Annotated in this window: 18 protein-coding genes; 10 read left to right on the top strand and 8 right to left on the bottom strand. The window is 71.4% G+C overall.

Annotated elements, in window-relative coordinates:
• Positions 1 to 3: 3 nt before the first annotated feature.
• A complete protein-coding gene (locus tag AC3E6M_RS01745; protein WP_490528887.1) occupies positions 4 to 1,080 on the bottom strand; it encodes a histidinol-phosphate transaminase in 1,077 nt (358 codons plus the stop codon).
• 59 nt (positions 1,081 to 1,139) lie between these two features.
• On the opposite strand from AC3E6M_RS01745, the gene AC3E6M_RS01740 reads away from it, so the two are divergent.
• The 4 genes from AC3E6M_RS01740 (at position 1,140) to AC3E6M_RS01725 (ending at position 4,644) form a co-directional block, all read left to right on the top strand.
• The gene (locus AC3E6M_RS01740; RefSeq protein WP_138176088.1) at positions 1,140 to 1,544 is read left to right on the top strand and encodes a phage holin family protein; all 405 of its coding nucleotides are present in this window, start codon (positions 1,140 to 1,142) and stop codon (positions 1,542 to 1,544) included.
• A 34-nt stretch (positions 1,545 to 1,578) separates the two neighbouring features.
• Positions 1,579 to 2,085, top strand: coding sequence for a low molecular weight protein-tyrosine-phosphatase (locus AC3E6M_RS01735; protein WP_138176086.1), 507 nt, complete (start codon positions 1,579 to 1,581; stop codon positions 2,083 to 2,085).
• Positions 2,086 to 2,112: 27 nt separating this feature from the next.
• Positions 2,113 to 3,492: an adenylosuccinate lyase gene (gene purB, locus AC3E6M_RS01730; RefSeq protein ID WP_138176084.1), complete on the top strand. Its 1,380-nt coding sequence runs from the start codon at positions 2,113 to 2,115 to the stop codon at positions 3,490 to 3,492.
• Between the two features lie 111 nt (positions 3,493 to 3,603).
• Complete coding sequence (locus AC3E6M_RS01725) at positions 3,604 to 4,644, top strand: zinc-dependent alcohol dehydrogenase family protein (protein WP_490528886.1); 1,041 nt, start codon at positions 3,604 to 3,606, stop codon at positions 4,642 to 4,644.
• A gap of 3 nt (positions 4,645 to 4,647) precedes the next feature.
• On the opposite strand, the gene AC3E6M_RS01720 is transcribed toward AC3E6M_RS01725, so the two are convergent.
• The 5 genes from AC3E6M_RS01720 to AC3E6M_RS01700 all read right to left on the bottom strand — a co-directional run bounded on the left by AC3E6M_RS01720 (position 4,648) and on the right by AC3E6M_RS01700 (position 10,183).
• Positions 4,648 to 4,998: an amino acid transporter gene (locus AC3E6M_RS01720; RefSeq protein ID WP_138176080.1), complete on the bottom strand. Its 351-nt coding sequence runs from the start codon at positions 4,996 to 4,998 to the stop codon at positions 4,648 to 4,650.
• The gene (locus tag AC3E6M_RS01715) at positions 4,995 to 5,630 is read right to left on the bottom strand and encodes an acyl-CoA synthetase (RefSeq protein WP_252371007.1); all 636 of its coding nucleotides are present in this window, start codon (positions 5,628 to 5,630) and stop codon (positions 4,995 to 4,997) included. Before AC3E6M_RS01715 ends, AC3E6M_RS01720 begins: the two co-directional genes overlap by 4 nt.
• Before the next feature lie 94 nt (positions 5,631 to 5,724).
• Entirely contained in the window at positions 5,725 to 6,798 is a 1,074-nt protein-coding gene (locus AC3E6M_RS01710) for an NEW3 domain-containing protein (RefSeq protein ID WP_490528885.1), read from the bottom strand.
• Positions 6,799 to 6,857: 59 nt separating this feature from the next.
• The gene (locus AC3E6M_RS01705; protein ID WP_490528884.1) at positions 6,858 to 8,849 is read right to left on the bottom strand and encodes a purple acid phosphatase family protein; all 1,992 of its coding nucleotides are present in this window, start codon (positions 8,847 to 8,849) and stop codon (positions 6,858 to 6,860) included.
• 119 nt (positions 8,850 to 8,968) lie between these two features.
• Complete coding sequence (locus AC3E6M_RS01700; protein ID WP_490528883.1) at positions 8,969 to 10,183, bottom strand: HupE/UreJ family protein; 1,215 nt, start codon at positions 10,181 to 10,183, stop codon at positions 8,969 to 8,971.
• Between the two features lie 123 nt (positions 10,184 to 10,306).
• On the opposite strand from AC3E6M_RS01700, the gene AC3E6M_RS01695 reads away from it, so the two are divergent.
• Positions 10,307 to 10,963, top strand: a complete 657-nt coding sequence (locus AC3E6M_RS01695; protein ID WP_490528882.1) for a type 1 periplasmic-binding domain-containing protein — start codon at positions 10,307 to 10,309, stop codon at positions 10,961 to 10,963.
• A gap of 24 nt (positions 10,964 to 10,987) precedes the next feature.
• Here the strand turns inward: AC3E6M_RS01695 and AC3E6M_RS01690 are convergent, their stop codons facing one another.
• A complete protein-coding gene (locus AC3E6M_RS01690; protein WP_490528881.1) occupies positions 10,988 to 11,320 on the bottom strand; it encodes a hypothetical protein in 333 nt (110 codons plus the stop codon).
• Between the two features lie 226 nt (positions 11,321 to 11,546).
• On the opposite strand from AC3E6M_RS01690, the gene AC3E6M_RS01685 reads away from it, so the two are divergent.
• The 5 genes from AC3E6M_RS01685 to AC3E6M_RS01665 all read left to right on the top strand — a co-directional run bounded on the left by AC3E6M_RS01685 (position 11,547) and on the right by AC3E6M_RS01665 (position 17,432).
• Positions 11,547 to 12,416 carry a pyruvate, water dikinase regulatory protein gene (locus AC3E6M_RS01685; protein WP_490528880.1) on the top strand — a complete coding sequence of 290 codons (870 nt, stop codon included), beginning with the start codon at positions 11,547 to 11,549 and terminating at the stop codon, positions 12,414 to 12,416.
• Positions 12,413 to 14,830, top strand: a complete 2,418-nt coding sequence (gene ppsA / locus AC3E6M_RS01680) for a phosphoenolpyruvate synthase (protein ID WP_138176076.1) — start codon at positions 12,413 to 12,415, stop codon at positions 14,828 to 14,830. Before AC3E6M_RS01685 ends, ppsA begins: the two co-directional genes overlap by 4 nt.
• A gap of 75 nt (positions 14,831 to 14,905) precedes the next feature.
• Positions 14,906 to 15,649 carry an ABC transporter ATP-binding protein gene (locus AC3E6M_RS01675; protein WP_212743520.1) on the top strand — a complete coding sequence of 248 codons (744 nt, stop codon included), beginning with the start codon at positions 14,906 to 14,908 and terminating at the stop codon, positions 15,647 to 15,649.
• Entirely contained in the window at positions 15,646 to 16,959 is a 1,314-nt protein-coding gene (locus AC3E6M_RS01670; protein WP_490528879.1) for an FtsX-like permease family protein, read from the top strand. The genes AC3E6M_RS01675 and AC3E6M_RS01670 overlap by 4 nt, the downstream gene beginning before the upstream one ends.
• Before the next feature lie 65 nt (positions 16,960 to 17,024).
• Positions 17,025 to 17,432 (top strand): NUDIX hydrolase, encoded by a 408-nt coding sequence (locus AC3E6M_RS01665; RefSeq protein WP_490528878.1) that lies wholly within the window; start codon positions 17,025 to 17,027, stop codon positions 17,430 to 17,432.
• Here the strand turns inward: AC3E6M_RS01665 and AC3E6M_RS01660 are convergent, their stop codons facing one another.
• Positions 17,433 to 18,014 carry a TetR/AcrR family transcriptional regulator gene (locus AC3E6M_RS01660; protein WP_490528963.1) on the bottom strand — a complete coding sequence of 194 codons (582 nt, stop codon included), beginning with the start codon at positions 18,012 to 18,014 and terminating at the stop codon, positions 17,433 to 17,435. It lies immediately after the preceding gene.
• Positions 18,015 to 18,021: the final 7 nt, after the last annotated feature.

Below are 18,021 nucleotides of genomic sequence, written 5' to 3'. Positions count from 1 at the left end.
GACTCAGCGCGGAGCGACCGAGGCGGCGACCTCGACCAGACGGTCGATCGACTCCTCCTCGCCGATCGAGATGCGGACGCCGTCGCCCGCGAACGGCCGCACGATGAGCCCGGCCTCCTCGAACGCCGCGGCGACCTCGAGGGCGCGGTCGCCCGCGGGGAGCCACACGAAGTTGCCCTGCGCGTCGGGGACGTCCCAGCCGGTCTCGCGCAGGCGGGCGACGAGGGCGTCGCGCCGCTCGGCGAGGACCGCGACGCGGTGCAGCAGCTCGCTCTCGGCATCCAGGCTCGCCAGCGCCGCCTCCTCGGCCGCGGCCGTCACCGACAGCGGGATCGCGGTGCTGCGCGCGGCGTCGAGGACACGGGTGTGTCCGATCGCGTAGCCCACGCGCAGGCCTGCGAGACCGTAGGCCTTCGAGAACGTGCGGAGCATGATGACGTTCGGGCGCGCGAGCAGCGCGCGGACGCGGTGGCCCTCGACGGCATCCGGATCGGTCACGAACTCGGCGTAGGCCTCGTCGAGCACGATGAGGACGTCGGCGGGGACCGCCTCGACGAACGTCGTGAACTCATCGAAGCCGACGGTCGGGCCCGTGGGGTTGTTCGGGCTGCAGACGATGATCAGGCGCGTGCGCTCGGTGACCGCGGCCGCCATCGCGGGCAGGTCGTGGCGGGCATCCGCCGTCAGCGGCACCTGAACGCTCGTCGCGCCGGACACGGCCACGAGAGAGGGGTAGGCCTCGAACGACCGCCAGGCGTAGACCACCTCGTCGCCGGGGCCCGCCGCGGCGAGCAGCAGCTGCGCGAGCAGCGACACGCTTCCGGCTCCGACGTGCACGTCGTCGGGCGACACCCCGTAGCGGGCGCCGAGCCGTTCGCGCAGCCGTGCGGCCGTGGCATCCGGGTAGCGGTTGATCGCCGTCGCCGCGCGGACCGCGTCGAGGACCCCGGGGAGCGGCTCGAAGGGGTTCTCGTTGCTGGACAGCTTGAACGCGTCCGGGCTGGCCTGTCGTCCCTGCCGGTAGGCGGGGAGGGCGGCGATCTCGGGGCGGATACGGGGGAGGACCGGCTCTTCGCTCACGAGCCGAGCCTATCCGCGACCCCCGTGCGCGTGTCAGACCCCCGTGCCACGATGGGTCCATGCGCTTCGTCGTCCGCGTCGCCGTCAACGCCTTCGCCATCTGGATCGTCACGCTGATCCCGGCCCTGCAGGTGAGGCTCATCCCGTTCGCCCCCGGCGAGGGGCTGCAGGTCGCCCTGACCCTGCTACTGGTCGGGCTCATCTTCGCCCTCGTCAACGGCATCATCGGCACGATCGTCAAGGTCGTCGCCATCCCGCTCTACATCCTGACCCTCGGGCTCATCTCGCTCGTCATCAACGGCTTCCTGCTGTGGCTGACGGCGATCATCACCGAGAACTGGGACTGGGGACTGCGCACCGGGGAGTTCTGGCTCACGGTCGTCGCGGCGCTGCTGATCGGCATCATCAACGCGATCCTCGGCGGCCTGTTCCGGCCGAGCCGCGACGACCGGTCACATCGCTGATGCGCTGAGCGCCCGTCCCCGACAGAATGGGGGGATGACCGCGAGTGCCGACGCGCCCTTCCGCGTCGTCTTCGTCTGCAGCGGCAACATCTGCCGGTCGCCGATGGCCGACGTGGTGTTCCGGCGTATGGCCGACACCGCCGGCCTCGGCTCGCGGGTCGTGTCGACCTCGGCCGGGACGGGCGACTGGCACGTCGGCGAGCGCGCCGACCACCGCACCCTCGCGGCGCTGGATCGTCTCGGCTACGACGGCGCGGCCCACCGCGCGCGGCAGTTCCAGTTCTCGGACTTCGAGCGCAACGACCTCGTGGTCGCCCTCGACCGCAGCCATGAACGCGTACTGCGCGGCTGGGCCCGGCACGACGACGACGCCGACAAGATCGCTCTGCTGCTGTCGTTCCTTCCGGATGCCGAGACCCTCGACGTCCCCGACCCGTACTACGCGGGGCCCCCGATGTTCGACGAGGTGCTCGGTATGATCGAACGCGCCAGCAGGGCCCTGTTCCGGCAGCTCGAGCCCGCCATCCGTTCCGCGGGCTGACCCGTTCGCTCGACCCCCGGGAGACCCGTGTCCTCTCTGCCCCCGCAGCCCCTCAGCCCGCTCGACGGCCGCTATTTCGCCACCGTCGCCGAACTCGGCGACTACCTTTCGGAGGCCGGGCTCAACCGCGCCCGCGTCGAGGTCGAGGTCGAGTGGCTCCTGGCCCTCACCGACCGATCGCTGTTCGGCACGTCGCCGGTGAGCGACGACGACCGCACCCGGCTGCGCGCGCTGTACGAGGAGTTCGGCGCCGACGAGATCGCCTGGCTCAAAGAGAAAGAGGCGGTCACCCGTCACGACGTCAAGGCCGTCGAGTACCTCGTGCGCGACCGTCTCGACAGCCTCGGACTGACGGCCCTCGCCGAGCTGACCCACTTCGCCTGCACGAGCGAGGACATCAACTCCACCGCCTATGCCCTCACCGTGCAGCGCGCGGTCGAGCGCGTGTGGCTCCCGAAGCTGCGGAGCGTCACCGCGGCCCTCCTCGAGCTCGCCGTCGAGCACCGGGATGCCGCGATGCTCTCCCGCACGCACGGCCAGCCCGCGACACCCACCACGATGGGCAAAGAGATCGGCGTCTTCGCGTGGCGCCTGGATCGTGTCATCCGTCAGCTGGATGCCGGCGAGTACCTCGCGAAGTTCTCGGGCGCCACGGGCACGTGGTCGGCCCACGTCGCCGCCGAGCCCGAGGTCGACTGGCCCGAGCTCACCCACGCCTTCATCGAGTCGCTGGGCCTGGGCTTCAACCCGGTCACGACCCAGATCGAGTCGCACGACTGGCAGGTCGAGCTGTACGACCGCGCACGCCACGCGGGTGGCATCCTGCACAACCTCGCCACCGACATCTGGACGTACATCTCGCTCGGGTACTTCACGCAGATCCCCGTCGCCGGAGCGACCGGCTCGTCGACGATGCCGCACAAGATCAACCCGATCCGCTTCGAGAACGCCGAGGCGAACCTCGAGATCTCGGGCGGACTGTTCGCGACCCTGGCATCCACCCTCGTCACGAGCCGGATGCAGCGCGACCTCACCGACTCCACGACGCAGCGCAACATCGGCGTCGCCTTCGGCCACTCCCTGCTCGCGCTCGACAACCTGCAGCGGGGGCTCACCGAGATCTCGCTCGCCGAGGACGTGCTGCTGGCCGACCTCGACACGAACTGGGAAGTGCTCGCCGAAGCAATCCAGACCGTCGTGCGCGCCGAGATCGCCGCGGGCCGCTCGCAGATCACCGACCCCTACGCCCTGCTGAAGGACCTCACCCGCGGACGCCGCGTCGGCGGGCCCGAGCTCGCGGAGTTCGTGCGGGGCCTCGACATCGGCGACGCCGCGAAGGAGCGCCTGCTCGCGCTCACCCCCGCGACGTACGCGGGTCTGGCGTCGCGGGTCGTCGACTCGCTGTAAGCCGCCGACAAACGCGATTTCCGGCAGGCAACGCCGAGGCAACGCGTTTCCCTGCGGGAATCGCGTTCCTCGCGAAGAGCGGCGGCGGGCGTGCCCGGGAGAATGGATGCCATGCGCGCGATGATCATGGATGCCGAGGCCCAGCCCCTCGAGATCCGCGAGGTGCCCTCTCCGACCGCTCCGACGGGCGGCGTCGTGGTGGAGGTGCACGCGACGGGGCTGTGCAGGAGCGATTGGCACGCGTGGGTCGGCCACGACGACATCGCGCTCCCCCACGTGCCCGGGCACGAGTTCGCCGGCGCGATCGTCGAGGTCGGGGCCGGCGTGCGCGACTGGGCCGTGGGCGACCGCGTGACGGTGCCTTTCGTGATGGGCTGCGGCGACTGCGAGTGGTGCCGGACCGGCAACGCGCAGGTGTGCCCGCGCCAAGAGCAGCCCGGCTTCACGCAGTGGGGCTCCTTCGCCGAACGCGTCGTCGTGCGATCCGCCGACACCAACCTCGTCGGCATCCCCGATGCGGTCTCGTTCGAAGCCGCGGCGGCCCTCGGATGCCGCTTCGCCACCGCCTTCCGCGCCCTGACCGCCCGCGCGCGCGTGCGCGCCGGGGAGTGGGTCACCGTCGTCGGGGCCGGGGGCGTGGGGTTGAGCGCCGTCATGATCGGCGCCGCCCTGGGCGCCCGCGTCATCGCTGTCGACCGGACTCCCGCGGCGCTCGAGGTGGCGCGACGCCTCGGCGCAGAGCACACGATCCTCGCCGACGGCGCGGACGTGCCCGCGGCGGTCGCCGCGATGACCTCGGGTGGGAGCCACGTCTCGATCGACGCCGTCGGCAGCGCGCAGACCGCGCGCGACGCCGTGCTGAGCCTGCGTCGGCGCGGTCGGCACGTGCAGATCGGGCTGCTTCCCACCGCCGACGGGATGACACCCATGCCGATGGCGCGGGTGATCGCGTGGGAGATCGACGTGCTCGGAAGTCACGGCATGGCCGCCGTCGACTATCCCGAGATGCTCGCCCTCATCGTCGGGGGAGCGCTGCGCCCGCACGACCTCATCGAACGGGTCGTCCGCCTCGACGAGGCGGCACGGCTGCTGCCCGCGATGGACTCCGCCGCCCCCGCGGGGATGACGATGATCGACCCGCGACGGGTCTGAGGGTCAGCTGCGCGGAGCCTCGGGCTCGTCGTCGCGCTTCGGCGCCTCGGCGGCATCCGCCGCGTCGGGCTCGTCGTCCTGGGGGACGAGCAGGGGACGGTCGACCTGCTTCGTCACCTGCGCGGGGTCGACGGCGAGCAACAGGAGCGCCACGCTGACGAGCACGACGATGAAGGTGACACCGGCGGCGATGCCGCCGATCACGAGCGCGCGCTGGATCTCTTCGGCGGGGCGGGCCTGGAACGCCCCCATCGACACGAGAGTGACGACTCCGGCGAACACGGCGGCGCCGAGGGCGAGCCCCAGAAGCTGGACGGGCTTCATGAGGTCGCGGCGTGTGGGCTTGTCCGTCATGATGCGGCCTCCTCGGCGGGTGCGACCGGAACCGGCTCGCTGCGGCGCGGCGAGAACCCCGCGATCGCAAGGTAGACGGCGACGATGGCCGCGTATCCGCCGAAGATGCCGACGGCGATGACGATCCCGGTGAGGGTGAACGACCCGGCGCCCTCGATGGAGTAGTCGTAGGTGTACTGCATCGGGGTGAGCAGGAAGGCGAGCGCGAGCACCAGGGTCAGGATGCCGACGGTGAGCCCGTCACGGGCGACGGCTGCCGACCGCCCGGCACGCCGATCCCGCACTGCACCGAGGATCTCGACCGCCCCGGACAGGATCGCCCACACGATGACGAGCACGAAGAAGAACGTCGTCGACCGCCACGTCCCGATGCTGGCCGCGAGTCCGGCGACACCGGTGACGACGGCGAGGAGAAGAGGCGTCGACCGCTGGCCGCTCGGGAAGACCAGCCACGCCGAGAGGACGAGGACGAGCGCCGTCGCGAGGGCGAATCCGCTGAACACGCTGGAGCCGACCGCCGCGGAGTGATCCGACGAGAACGTGACCATGACCGCGGCCAGAGCGGCGAACAGGGCGCGCGCGAGTTGGACGTGGCGCACGTCGAAGGCGCGCGCAGAAGCGGAAGTGGTCACAGAAGGCCCCGGAGAGACGGTGTCGATGGCATCCAGTCTATTCCTCGGCGGCTGGGCGCCCTCCGTGTGCGCCGATGTCGAGATATCGCGGACCCTAGCCCGCGGGTGTCGAGACGTCCTCGTTCTCGGCGAGCGTCCGGGCCACGGCCGCGGCGACCCGCGCATCTTCGGCGTCCTGGCGACGGCGACGGCGGGCCCGCACCCATCGCGGTCCGAAGACGGCCGCCGCGACGATCAGCAGCACGACGACGAGCAGAGGCCACGGGACCGCCCACCCCATCGCCGAGGCGACGACGGGAGCGAGATCGGTGGTCGAGCCCGAGGCGTCGGTGACGGTGGGAGTCGCGGTGACGGACGCCCACACCACGCCCATCGCGGCCACCGCGGGCATGCGCACGTCACGCTGCCACGATTCCCCGGGAAGGAGCACGGGCGCGGCGTCACCGGGGACGGCCGAGACCTGTCCCCAGCCGAAGGGGCCCGCGACGGCGTCGGCCTCGTCCGCGCTGAGCGAGACGTTGCCCGCGTTGTGCACGCGGTAGTGCACGGTCGCGTCGCCGAGCAGGAACGGCACGGCGCCGCCGTCCCAGTCGACGCTCACGTCGTCGATACTCAGCGCGGGCGCGAGGTCGCCGCCCACCCGGATGCCGGTACGGATGCCGAGTCGGCGGTCGACGTTGACGTTGGCCGACTGGTCGGCGACGGTGAGCGAGGTCACGACCCCGCCGGCGTAGTCGCCCGGAGTCGCGTTCGCGGGGATGTCGACGGTGAAGGGCACCTCGACGGTCTGCCCCGCGGGCACCGTCACGTGATGCTGCGGCACGACGATCCACGCGCCGACGCCCACCGGCTCCTGGGTCGCCAGGCGCAGGTCCAGCGCGCCGGTCGAGGTCGTGTAGCCGTCCGCGGCGTACACGTCGAGCTCGACCGGCTCGGTGCCGCGGTTGGCGACGACGATGCCGTCGTCGAGGTGCGCGCCCGGGTTCAGGACGTACGAGAAGTTCGTGCGGTCCGCGCCGAGCGCATTGGATGCCGTGCGCACGGTCCACGTGACGTCGTCCGTGGCCGCGGTGGCCGCGGGGGGCACGCCGATCAGCGCGGCGGCGGCGGCCAGGAGCGGCGCGAGGGTGACGGCGACGAGGCGGGGGGTGCGGGCAGAACGGTTCATGAGGGTCCTTCGGGAGGGACCGGCGGGGAGGGTCGCTCCCCGCCGGTCCGGTTCGCTGGTCAGCCGGCCAGCGCGGTGAGGGTCAGGGTCGCGCGGTAGCTACCCTTGTCGATCGAGTTGGGGATCTTCAGGTCGAGGTCGGCACCGACGACTCCGGCGCCGCGGTCGTGGCCCAGGGGGGCCGAGCTCAGCGAACGCGAGGTCGACAGACCGTCGCCCCCGTCGTAGCCCGAGCCCACGGGGTCACCCGCGACGGCACCGGCACCCGGCGTGACGACCTTCGGCGACCATCCGAGGTACTTGCCCTCGATCTTCTTGTCGCCGTCGACGAACTCGCCCACCGACGCCGAGACCGACCAGGCGGCCTTGCTGCGGCGGGTGTCGGTCACGGTGATCGGGTTGATCTCGCCGGTGGCCTGGAAGTACTGGAAGTTCTTCTCCTCCGCCGTGCCGAGGTCGACGAGACCGTTGTGCCCGTTGATCGTCCAGCCGAACTCACCGGGAGCGCCCGTGGGGACGTCGACCTGGATGTCCTGGCCGTCGCCGTGGTTGGGGTGGATGGTCACTTCGTCCTGGATCGAACCGACCGCCTCGGCCGGCTGCGTCCCGTTCTCGGGACCGCACCACACCACGCGGTTCAGCTCGACGGCCGCGTTCGGGGCCGAGCAGTCGCCGGAACGGATGTTCTGGACGACGAGCTGGTCCTTCTTCACCTGGACCTTGACGTACGTGCGGACGTGCTCCTGGTTCTGCACGGAGTTGTACCAGTAGCTGCTCGGGTTAAGCGGGTCCGCACCGTTGCCGGCACCACTGGTGCCGCTGTCGTCCGGCGCCGTGATGTCGTAGTACTTCGACCCGGAGGCCGAGTTGGCGGTGACGTACACGACGCCGCCCGGGCCCTGGAAGACCTCGTCCTGGCCCGGCTTCTCGTCGGGGTTGGCCTTGACGCCGTTCTTGATCTCGTAGCTGCGGGTGTAGACGTGGTCGTGGCCCTGGAGCACCAGGTCGACGCCGAGGTTCGAGAACACCGTCGGGAAGTCGACGCGACGGACCTTGTTGTCGGAGTCCTTGGCGTGCGCCGCGGCCGAGTAGATCGCGTGGTGGTAGACGAGCACGGTGTACTTCGCCTCCGCGCCGTGCTTGTTCACGATGTCGGTGACGTAGGCCACGTGCGCGTCGTCGCCGCCCCCACCCTGCGAGGTGGCGTAGCTGTTGCTGTTCAGGTCGATGAACAGCGTGTCCTTGTAGATGAACCAGTAGTCGCCGCCGGACTCGGTCTCGATGCTCGAGGCGCCCTTGCGGTAGTACTCCGCGGAGCGGTCCGTGTTCGGGGTGTAGAGGTGCTGCTCGTACGCCTTGCCGCCCACGTCGTGGTTGCCGATCGTCGCGACCCAGGGGTACTGGCGCAGCTGGTCGGGCGCGAGGAACGCGTCCCACTGGGGCTCGATGTTGGCCTTCTCGACCTGGTCGCCGCCCGAGACGAGGAGCTCGGTGTTCGGGTTGGCGCCGACCGCGACGTTCATGGTGTCCTGCCACCCGGCCTGGTCCTTGGACACGTCGCCCGAGGAGCCGATCTGGGGGTCACCGAAGAAGAGGAAGTCGTAGTCGCCCTCGAACGACCGCGTCGCGAACGCGTAGGTCGACGACCAGTTGCCTTCCGAGCCGACCCGGTACGAGTACGCGGTGTTCTCGGTCAGACCGGTGATGGTTGCGTGACGGTTGTAACCGCCGCTCGAGACGATGTTGGCGGTACCGGATGCCGAGAACGTGGTCGCCGAGGCGGGGAACTCGCCGTTCACGAGCGCCGAGGTGGGAGCCATCTGCACCGTCTGGGCGGTGTCGGCAGAGGAGTACCAGGTGACGATGCGCTGCGATTCGTCGGCTCCGACACCGAGGATGATGCCGGAGAGGCTGGCCGTGGTGTCGGCCAGGGCTGCCGGAGCCGTCGCTGCGCCCGAAAGCACGAGCGAGACGCCAACGGCCGCCGTTGCGATCCACGAGACACGGCGACGCGTGTGCGCCCCGTGCGACGTCGATGCGGTGAGGAACATGGCTGTCCATTTCTCTAGGTGGGGGCCCGCGGTGGGGCGGGCCCCTCCACGCTCCGCCCGCCCGGTGTCCATCACGTGAATGCTTGACTCAGCACACCTATCGCGTGGCGCAACGCCCGTCACTCGATGCCCAGGATGCGCTGCACGAACCAGATCAGCCCGGCGACCGTGACGGTGACGGCCAGCAGTCCACTCGCCCAGACGCCGATGCGGGGGGCGCGTCGGCGCAGGAGGACGAGCAGGGGGAAGACGAGCACGATGATGCCGATCTGCACCGCCTCGATCCCGATGTTGAACACGAGCAGCGACCACAGCAGCGTCCAGGACCAGGGTTGGTCGATGCCGAGCGCCGAGGCGAAGCCCAGACCGTGGACGAGACCGAAGAGGAAGACGACGCCGACGCGCACCCACCCCGCGCGATCCAACCGCAGGAATCCGTGCGCGTCCGAGAGGTCCTGGTCGACCTTCCCCCCGCGCCACTGACGCCACAGGTACCAGGCGCCGACGACGGCGATCGACAGCGCGATCGTGGGCTCGACGATCTCGGCGGGCGCGGAGACGACCCCCGTGGCGGCCAGGATGAAGGTCACCGAGTGCGCCACGGTGAAGGTCGTCGCGGCGATGACCACTTCCCGCAGCCGCCGCGAGCCGACGATGAGCGCGAGCAGGAACAGGATGTGGTCGATCCCGGTGAGCAGATGCTCGGCGCCGAGCCGGAAGAACTCCCAGAACCGCTCCAGGGTCGTCTGCGCCGTGGTGAACGAGGGGTGCTCGGCATCCAGGACCGTGCTGCCCTCGTGCAGGTCGAGCGCGTACGTGAGGATCGTCTTTGTGTCGGAGACGAATCCCTCGTCGTCGGGGAAGAGCGTCGAGACGACCTCGTGGCCGTTCTCGGACGGAGGGCACGCGTAGTCCAGGTCGAGCACCGCGTACGGCACGCCGTCCTGCCGGGTCATCGTGATGTCGTCCGCGAGCGCGGGCACACAGCTCGCCCCTCCGGCGTCGATGCGGAAACGTTCGGCCACGTAGGCCGAGACCGCGTCCCGGTGCGCCTGCAACGCCGCGACCTGCGCGGCGGAGTCCTCGGCCTCGAACGCGGCGATACCCTCGCGGAAGAGCGGGTCCTCGTGCGCCGCGTCGGCGGCCGAGACCACGAACAGGTCGTACTCGACCTGCAGCTCTGCCCGCACGACACCCGGGCCACCGCTGGAGAGGTCGGCGTAGACCACCGAGAGGATGCCGTGCGCCGAGGCGGGCGACGCGGAGGCGAGGAGCGCGACCATGCCCGCGCCGAAGAGGAGGACGCGCAGCACGCGCCGAGTGACTGCAGACATGAGGACCTTTCCGCGTCGAGGCTGCTCCTCGGGTGTGAACGGTTGTGCGCGGTGGGGCGAACGGAAACGGAACGTGTGCCCGGCGTTCGCCCGCGCGCCACCCGCGTCGCAGAGGGTGGAGCCGTGAGACGCAGGATGACGACGGCGGCGGCGACGCTCGCGTTGGTGACGATGCTGGCCGGCTGCACCGCCGCGACCGGATGGAGCGAGGTGCGCGCGGACCCGGCACCGATCGGGACGCCCGCCGCGGGCTTCTCTCCGGCGACGCCTCCGGCGCCCGAGTCGACGCACTCCCCCGCGCCGGGATCGTGGGACGGGGTGCGTGCCCCCGCGGGATACCGCGTGGTGCTCCTCACCGTCGGCGACGACGCCCCGACCGCCGTCCTCGTCCGCGCGGTGCAGGACTGGGCGGACGAGACGGCGGCCGACCTCGAGGTCGTGCACGCCGACAACAACATGATCGACGGCGCAGTCGCGGCGATGCGGCTGAACCCCGACCTCATCATCAGCGCGGGCGATGCCCTCGTCGACCCGCTCTCCACCGTCACCGCGAACCACCTCGACCGGCAGTTCCTCATCGTCGGCGCGGAGCTCGCCGAACCGACCGAGAACGTCACCGCCGTGGACTGGACGGGGGCCGCCTACCGCGGCGAGGGCCTCGGCACGGCATCCGCGTACGACCCGGCGTCGTTCACCCCGGAGCGCGCCGGCGCGGCCGTCCGCGCGGGCGTCGCCTCCGTCCTCACCGGGCAGCGCGGCATCGTCCTCTGGATCGACTGACGCCGCCGGCTCGTCGGCGGCGTCTCAGACGCGTCGGCGACGGGAGCGGGCGAGCGCGATGCCCCCGGCGAGGGCCGCGGTACCCAGCGCGACCGCGACGGCGAGGGCGGCGGCATCCCATCCGGTGGCCGGAAGGCGACCCTCCGTGTTCGGGGTGGCCGAGGGCGGCGAAGCGGCGGGGCCCGGCGTCGTGGGCGATGGGGACGGCGTCGTGGTGGGCGACGGGGACGGCGTCTCCCGTCCTCGCGCGGGGACCTGCACGACGATGATCTGGGAGTCGGGGACCGCCGTCGGGGCGACGGGCGCCGGCGACGCGGTCGCGGTGAGAGCCAGCGCGATCACCCAGGCAAGCGACATCCGGACCCCCTCTCGGCTCTTCACTGTGTCGGACCCGTGTGTCCGACGTGCCCGGGCTGACTTACCGATCGTCGAACGGGAGACGAAGGGAGAACGTCCGCGCGGTCGGATCACCGAGCCGGTCCCGCATCGACGTCGCTCAGTCTCTTAGCAGGATCGCAAGATCCGTGGATCTTTATCGCGATGAGGGCGAGAAGACCCCGATTTCACACCCTAACGTCATCCCATGGCCCCACCTTTCGACACCTCCGCCGCGCGCGCCACCGGCGCACGCGCGGTGTTCTTCGTGTCGGACAGCACCGGTATCACGGCCGAAACGCTCGGCAGCGCCCTGCTGGCCAACTTCCCCGGGGCGCGATTCGAGCGCCACACGGTGCCGTTCGTGGGCAGCGTCACCGCGGTCGAGGCGGTCGTCGCGCGCCTGCACCGCGCCGCCGCGGCGGGAGAAGCCCCGATCGTGTTCGCCACGGTCAAGGATGCCGGCATCCGGGCGCGCCTCGCCGATGCCGCCGCGGTGGTCATCGACCTGCTCGCCGGGCATCTCACCGAGCTCGAGGCCGAGCTCGGCGCGACCGCCGAGACGCGCGCCGGGCAGTACCACGGCCTCGGCGACCTCGAGCAGTACTTCCGCCGCATGCGTGCCGTGGAGTTCGCCATAGAACACGACGACGGCCAGAGCGGTCGCGACCTCGCGAGCGCCGACGTGATCATCGTGGCGCCCTCCCGCTGCGGCAAGACGCCCACGACGATGTACCTCGCCCTGCACTACGGGCTCCTGGTCGCCAACTATCCGCTCACCGACGACGACTTCCCCACCGACGGCCTGCCCCGCATCGTCGCGCCGCACGCCGACCGATGCTTCGGCCTCACGACCACCGCCCTGCGCCTCAGCCAGGTGCGGCATGAGCGGCGCCCGCACTCGACGTACGCCAGCCTCGCGCAGTGCACCCTCGAGATCCGCCGCGCCGAAGACCTCTACCGCCGTACCCGCCTCCCCTTCCTCAGCTCCGCGACCCGGAGCGTCGAGGAGATGTCCGCCGTGATCCTGCAGTCCATGAACCTGCGCGACCGACCCCACGAAAGGCCCACCCCATGACCAACATCCTGCGTTTCGACGAGATCGGTATGACCGACCTCGCCCGGGTCGGCGGCAAGAACGCCTCGCTCGGCGAGATGGTCTCGCACCTGGCATCCGCCGGCATACGGGTCCCCCCGGGTTTCGCCACGACGTCCGAGGCCTTCGGGCGCTTCCTCGGCCACGCGGGTCTGGACGCCCGCATCCGCGCCGCTGTCGACGGCATCGACGTCGACGACGTCGCGGCCCTGAGCCAGCTCGGTTCCCGGGTGCGCGCGTGGATCGAGGAACAGCCGTTCCCGGCCGACCTCGAGGCCGACATCCGCACCGCCTACGCCGCGCTCGTCGCCGACGAAGCGGACCCCGAGGCCGTGACGTGGGCGGTCCGGTCGAGTGCCACCGCCGAAGACCTGCCGGATGCCTCGTTCGCGGGGCAGCAAGAGACCTTCCTCAACATCGGCGGCATCGAGAACATCCTCCAGGCGATCCGTCGCGTGTTCGCCTCGCTCTACAACGACCGCGCGATCGCCTACCGCGCGCACCACGGTTTCGACCACCACGAGGTCGCCCTCTCCGCGGGTGTGCAGCGCATGGTGCGCTCGGACATCGGATCCTCGGGTGTCATGTTCACCCTCGACACCGAGTCGGGCTTCGACGAGGCCGTGTTCCTCACGAGCTCGTACGGGCTCGGCGAGGCCGTCGTGCAGGGCGCCGTGAACCCCGACGAGTTCTACGCCTACAAGCCGGCGCTGCGCGCCGGCCGCCCCGCGATCCTCAAGCGCTCGGTCGGCGAGAAGGCCATCGCGATGCGGTACACCGACGGTCAGCACGTCGACGGCAGCACGGCCTTCGTCGAGGTGGATGCCGCGGACCGGGGCCGGTTCTCTCTCACGGACGCGGAGGTCGAGGAACTCGGTCGCATCGCCCTCGTGATCGAGGCGCACTACGGACGTCCGATGGACATCGAGTGGGGCAAGGACGGCGTCGACGGGCAGCTCTACGTCCTGCAGGCCCGCCCCGAGACCGTCGTGTCGCGGCGCTCGACGAACGTCCTGCGCCGCTTCGTGCTCGCCGAGCGCGGCCCGGTGCTCGTCGAGGGACGCGCGATCGGTCAGCGCATCGGCGCGGGACGCGTCCGCGTGCTGAGCTCGATCGACCAGATGGCCGACTTCGCCCACGGCGACGTGCTCGTGGCCGACATGACCGATCCCGACTGGGAACCGATCATGAAGCGCGCCTCGGCAATCGTGACCGACCGCGGCGGCCGCACCTGCCATGCCGCGATCATCGCGCGCGAGCTCGGCATCCCCGCCGTCGTCGGCACCGGTGTCGCCACGCACGCCCTCCGTGACGGTCAGGAGGTGACCGTCTCGTGCGCCGAGGGCGACGACGGCGTCGTCTACGACGGCATCCTGCCCTTCACCGAGGAGCAGACCGAGCTCGATCGGATGCCGGAACCCCCCGTCAAGGTGATGATGAACGTCGGCACCCCCGACCAGGCCTTCGCGTTCTCGCGGCTGCCCCACGCCGGGGTCGGACTGGCTCGCCTGGAGTTCATCATCAACCGGCAGATCGGCATCCACCCGCGGGCGCTGCTCGAACTCGACCGGCTCGACGGCGCGCTCGCGGACGACATCCGCACGCGCATCGCCGCCTACCCCTCCCCCGAGGAGTACTTCATCCAGCGCGTCGCCGAGGGCGTGTCGATGATCGCCGCGGCCTTCGCTCCCGAGCCGGTGATCGTGCGCCTGTCGGACTTCAAGTCGAACGAGTACGCCAATCTCATCGGCGGTCCCCTGTACGAGCCCGACGAGGAGAACCCGATGCTCGGCTACCGCGGCGCCGCCCGGTACGTCTCTCCCGAGTTCCGCGCGTGCTTCGACATGGAGTGCGAGGCGCTCCGCCGCGTGCGCGACGACATGGGGCTGACGAACGTGCAGATCATGGTGCCGTTCGTCCGCACGGTCGCCGAGGCCGCCGCCGTCATCGAGCTCCTCGCCGCCAACGGCCTGCGCCGCGGCGAGAACGGCCTGCGCATCGTGATGATGTGCGAACTGCCGTCCAACGCCATCCTCGCCGAGAGCTTCCTGGAGTACTTCGACGGTTTCTCCATCGGTTCGAACGACATGACCCAGCTGACCCTGGGGCTCGACCGCGACTCGGCGCTCATGGCATCCGCGTTCGACGAGCGCGACCCGGCCGTGCGGCACCTGCTCGGGATGGCGATCGACGCGTGCTTGCGCCAGGGCAAGTACGTCGGCATCTGCGGACAGGGGCCGAGCGACCACCCCGACTTCGCGCAGTGGCTGGTGGCGCGTGGCATCCAGTCGCTGTCGCTGAACCCCGACACCGTCGTGGAGACGTGGCTCGCGCTCGCGGCGAACGAACGGCCCCGGGCCGAGATCCTCGCGGAGGCGCAGCTGTCGGGCTCGTGAGGATCGATCCTCCGATGGACCCGGATACTCCCTGCGATGGACGCCCCGGATGCCACGGCCCGGTGGGATGGAGACATGTCCGCTCTCATTCCTCCCGTGCTCACCGCCTCCGGCCTGGTCAAGCGCTACGGCGAGGTCGCCGCGCTCGACGACGTCTCGCTGACCATCCGCGCCGGGGAGTCGGTCGCGGTCATGGGCGCCTCCGGCTCGGGCAAGACCACGCTGCTGCACTGCCTCGCCGCGATCCTCCCACCGGACTCCGGGTCGGTCGTGCTGAGCGCCCCGGGAGTGGAGCCGCGTGAACTCGTCGGCCTCGACGAGGGCGAGCGCGCGCGGGTCCGCCGCACCGCTCTCGGCTTCGTCTTCCAGGAACACCTGCTGCTCCCGGAACTGACCGCGGTCGAGAACGCGGCCCTGCCGCTGCTGCTGCAGGGAATGCGCAGACAGGATGCCGAGCGGCACGCGGCCGCGTGGCTCGCCGCGCTCGGCCTCGCCGGCCTGGAGCAGCGCCGGATCGGTCAGCTCTCGGGCGGTCAGGCGCAGCGGGTCGCGATCGCCCGCGCCCAGGTCACGGGCGCACCGGTGGTCTTCGCCGACGAACCGACCGGCGCCCTCGACTCGGCCACGTCGTCCGAGGTGCTCCGCGCCCTGCTGGGTGCGACCACCGGCCAGGGCCGCACGCTCGTGATGGTCACGCACGATGCCGACGTCGCACGTCGCTGCTCGCGCATCGTCCGGCTCCGCGACGGACGGATCGTCGACGACTCGGCGGCGGCCACCGGCACCCCCGCCGACAGCGTGAGCGAGGCGGGGCGATGACCGCCGTCCTGCCGCTCGCCCGGATGCTGTCGCGCCCGAGCCGTCAGGGCCGGGCCGCGATGGTGCTGCCGATCGTCGCCTTCGCGGTGACCACGGCTCTCCTCCTCGTGGTGGCCGGCGGGGCGCGCATGTTCCTCGTCGACCCCCGGGCGGTCGCGGGAGGCTTCTACGGCACCCTCGCCGTCCTCGCCCTCGTGCTGCTCGCCGTCCCGCTCGCGACGCTCGGCGCCGCGGCCGCGCGCCTGTCCAGCCGCCGCCGCAATGACCGGCTCGCGACGCTGCGGCTCCTCGGCGCGAGCGGCCGCGAGATCTGGTCGTTGACGGTTCTGGAAGCCACGGCCACCGCCGCGATCGGTGCCCTCGCGGGAGTCGTGCTGTACGCGGCGCTGCTGCCGGCGGTCGGGATGCTGCCCTTCTTCGGCGGCCCGATCGGAGTCGGGGCCGTCGCCGCCGATCCGCTGCTCGTCGCCGCGGTCGTCGCGGTCGTCATCGCCATCGCGGCCGTCAGCGCCGCCGCGGGCCTGCGGCGGGTGACAGTCACGCCCCTCGGCGTGCGCACGCGTCAGTCGGCACCGCCGAAGCGGACGTGGGTGCTCGTGGTCGGTGGCATCCTGATCGCGCTCGTCGTCCTGGCCGTGGCCAACGTCGATGTGTTCGGGCCCGCCGCGTCGACGGCGGTGCTGCTGGCGCTGTTCGGCGCCGGCTTGGGGCTGCTGAACCTCGTGGGGGCGCCGATCATCGCCGCCCGCGGGCGCGCGATGGCCCGGAACGCCCGCACGGCTGCGCGTCTCATCGCGGGTCGCGAGCTCGCCGCGCACGCGGGTCCGGCGTGGCGTCGGGTGTCGGGCATGGCGTTGGTGTCGTTCATCGCCGTGGTGGCCGGCTGCGGCTTGGCGCTCGTCGGCCTCTCCGGCGACGTCGACACGATGCTCCTCGACATCCGCACGGGAGTGCTCGTGACCCTCGGGATCGCGTTCGTGCTCCTCGCGTGCGCCGTGGGCGTCACGCAGGCGTCGGCGGCGTTGGAGGACCGCGAGCTCATCGTGGGCCTCGATCGCCTCGGCATCCCGGACGCCGAACTGCGGCGCGCCCGCCGGCTGACGGTCATGGTGCCGCTGCGGTGGGCGGCGATCGGCGGGGCGGCTCTCGGAGCGGTGCTGGCGTTCCCGGTCGTGGGGCTGAGCCTCGTCGCCGCGCCGCTGTCGGTGGCCACGGTCGCGGGCACGTTCGTCGCGGGCTTCGCGCTCGTGGCCGCAGCCCTGGCCTCGACGCGGCCCATCGTCACCGGCATCCGCCGCGGCACGCTCTGACGCGGGCACCCGTGGGCGCTCGCCGGCGACCCGGCCGAAGCCCGCGCGGGTGCTAGCGTGCGGGGGTGAACCCGGATGCCACTTCCCCACGCCTGATCCACGTGTCCGCCGCGGTCATCACCGACGCCGACGGGCGTCTGCTCCTCGTGCGGAAGGCTGGGACCACCGCGTTCATGCAGCCCGGCGGAAAGCCCGAGCCGGGCGAGACACCCGCCGAGACCCTGGCGCGCGAACTCGCCGAAGAGATCGGCATCCGCGTCGCGCCCGCCGACCTCGAGTCCCTCGGATCCTTCACCGCCTCGGCCGCGAACGAGCCCGGCTTCGCGGTGGTCGCCGAGGTGTTCCGTGTCGAGATCGGCGAGCAGCGGCCGATCCCGGATGCCGAGATCGCGGAACTCCGCTGGGTCACCGCCGCAACGGCATCCGAGCTCGAGATCGCCCCGCTCGCGCGGGAGTACTTCCTGCCCGCCTGATCAGGCGCCCGCGAGGGCTCGCAAGGCCATGGCGGCGAGGATCTCCGACGCGTTCGCGGCCACGGCGCTGTGCGGCGTCGAGTTGAGCAGACCGAAGGTGGCGAGCAGCCGCGTCTGACGTTCGTCATCGCCGAGGTGGGGACGCAGCCGCGCGAGCACGGCATCCCACTCCTGCACGTATTCGCGCTGCAGGCGACGCACCTCGTGGTTGGCGTCGGGCGCGAGCTGCGCGAGTTCGCGGTCCTGCAGCCGGATGGTGTCGGGGTCGGCGGTGGCGAAGTCGAGGTGGAACCGCACGAGCCGCGCCAGCGTGTCAGCGGGCGCGGTCTGCTCCGCGACGATCTCGCGGCACCCGTCGAGCAAGCGTGCACTGGCGTCGGTCAGGAGTTCGGCGAGCAGAGCATCCTTGCTGGGGAAGTAGTTGTAGAGCGCCGGGCCGCTCATGCCGACGGCTTCGCCGAGCTCGACGGTCGACACCGCGGCGAACCCGCGCTCGGCGAAGAGCCGGGCCGCCGATCGCATGAGGGATGCGCGGCGGTAGGCCTTCTGCGTCGCTCGCCAGGTCGCGGTCACGGCATCCATCGTAGGT

Source organism: Microbacterium sp. SCPM-O-B-15248 (M128) (assembly GCF_058214835.1).
Note: the sequence above shows the minus strand (reverse complement) of the source record. Positions and strands in the feature narration are given on the sequence as shown.

What these genes read in the sequence shown, in the direction of transcription:
- AC3E6M_RS01740 (WP_138176088.1), top strand. Translation starts at nt 1,140, where the DNA reads ATGCGCTTCGTCGTCCGCGTCGCCGTCAACGCCTTCGCCATCTGGATC.
- AC3E6M_RS01735 (WP_138176086.1), top strand. Translation starts at nt 1,579, where the DNA reads ATGACCGCGAGTGCCGACGCGCCCTTCCGCGTCGTCTTCGTCTGCAGC.
- AC3E6M_RS01725 (WP_490528886.1), top strand. Translation starts at nt 3,604, where the DNA reads ATGCGCGCGATGATCATGGATGCCGAGGCCCAGCCCCTCGAGATCCGC.
- AC3E6M_RS01720 (WP_138176080.1), bottom strand. Translation starts at nt 4,998, where the DNA reads ATGACGGACAAGCCCACACGCCGCGACCTCATGAAGCCCGTCCAGCTT.
- AC3E6M_RS01710 (WP_490528885.1), bottom strand. Translation starts at nt 6,798, where the DNA reads ATGAACCGTTCTGCCCGCACCCCCCGCCTCGTCGCCGTCACCCTCGCG.
- AC3E6M_RS01705 (WP_490528884.1), bottom strand. Translation starts at nt 8,849, where the DNA reads ATGTTCCTCACCGCATCGACGTCGCACGGGGCGCACACGCGTCGCCGT.
- AC3E6M_RS01700 (WP_490528883.1), bottom strand. Translation starts at nt 10,183, where the DNA reads ATGTCTGCAGTCACTCGGCGCGTGCTGCGCGTCCTCCTCTTCGGCGCG.
- AC3E6M_RS01690 (WP_490528881.1), bottom strand. Translation starts at nt 11,320, where the DNA reads ATGTCGCTTGCCTGGGTGATCGCGCTGGCTCTCACCGCGACCGCGTCG.
- AC3E6M_RS01685 (WP_490528880.1), top strand. Translation starts at nt 11,547, where the DNA reads ATGGCCCCACCTTTCGACACCTCCGCCGCGCGCGCCACCGGCGCACGC.
- ppsA (WP_138176076.1), top strand. Translation starts at nt 12,413, where the DNA reads ATGACCAACATCCTGCGTTTCGACGAGATCGGTATGACCGACCTCGCC.
- AC3E6M_RS01675 (WP_212743520.1), top strand. Translation starts at nt 14,906, where the DNA reads ATGTCCGCTCTCATTCCTCCCGTGCTCACCGCCTCCGGCCTGGTCAAG.
- AC3E6M_RS01670 (WP_490528879.1), top strand. Translation starts at nt 15,646, where the DNA reads ATGACCGCCGTCCTGCCGCTCGCCCGGATGCTGTCGCGCCCGAGCCGT.
- AC3E6M_RS01660 (WP_490528963.1), bottom strand. Translation starts at nt 18,014, where the DNA reads ATGGATGCCGTGACCGCGACCTGGCGAGCGACGCAGAAGGCCTACCGC.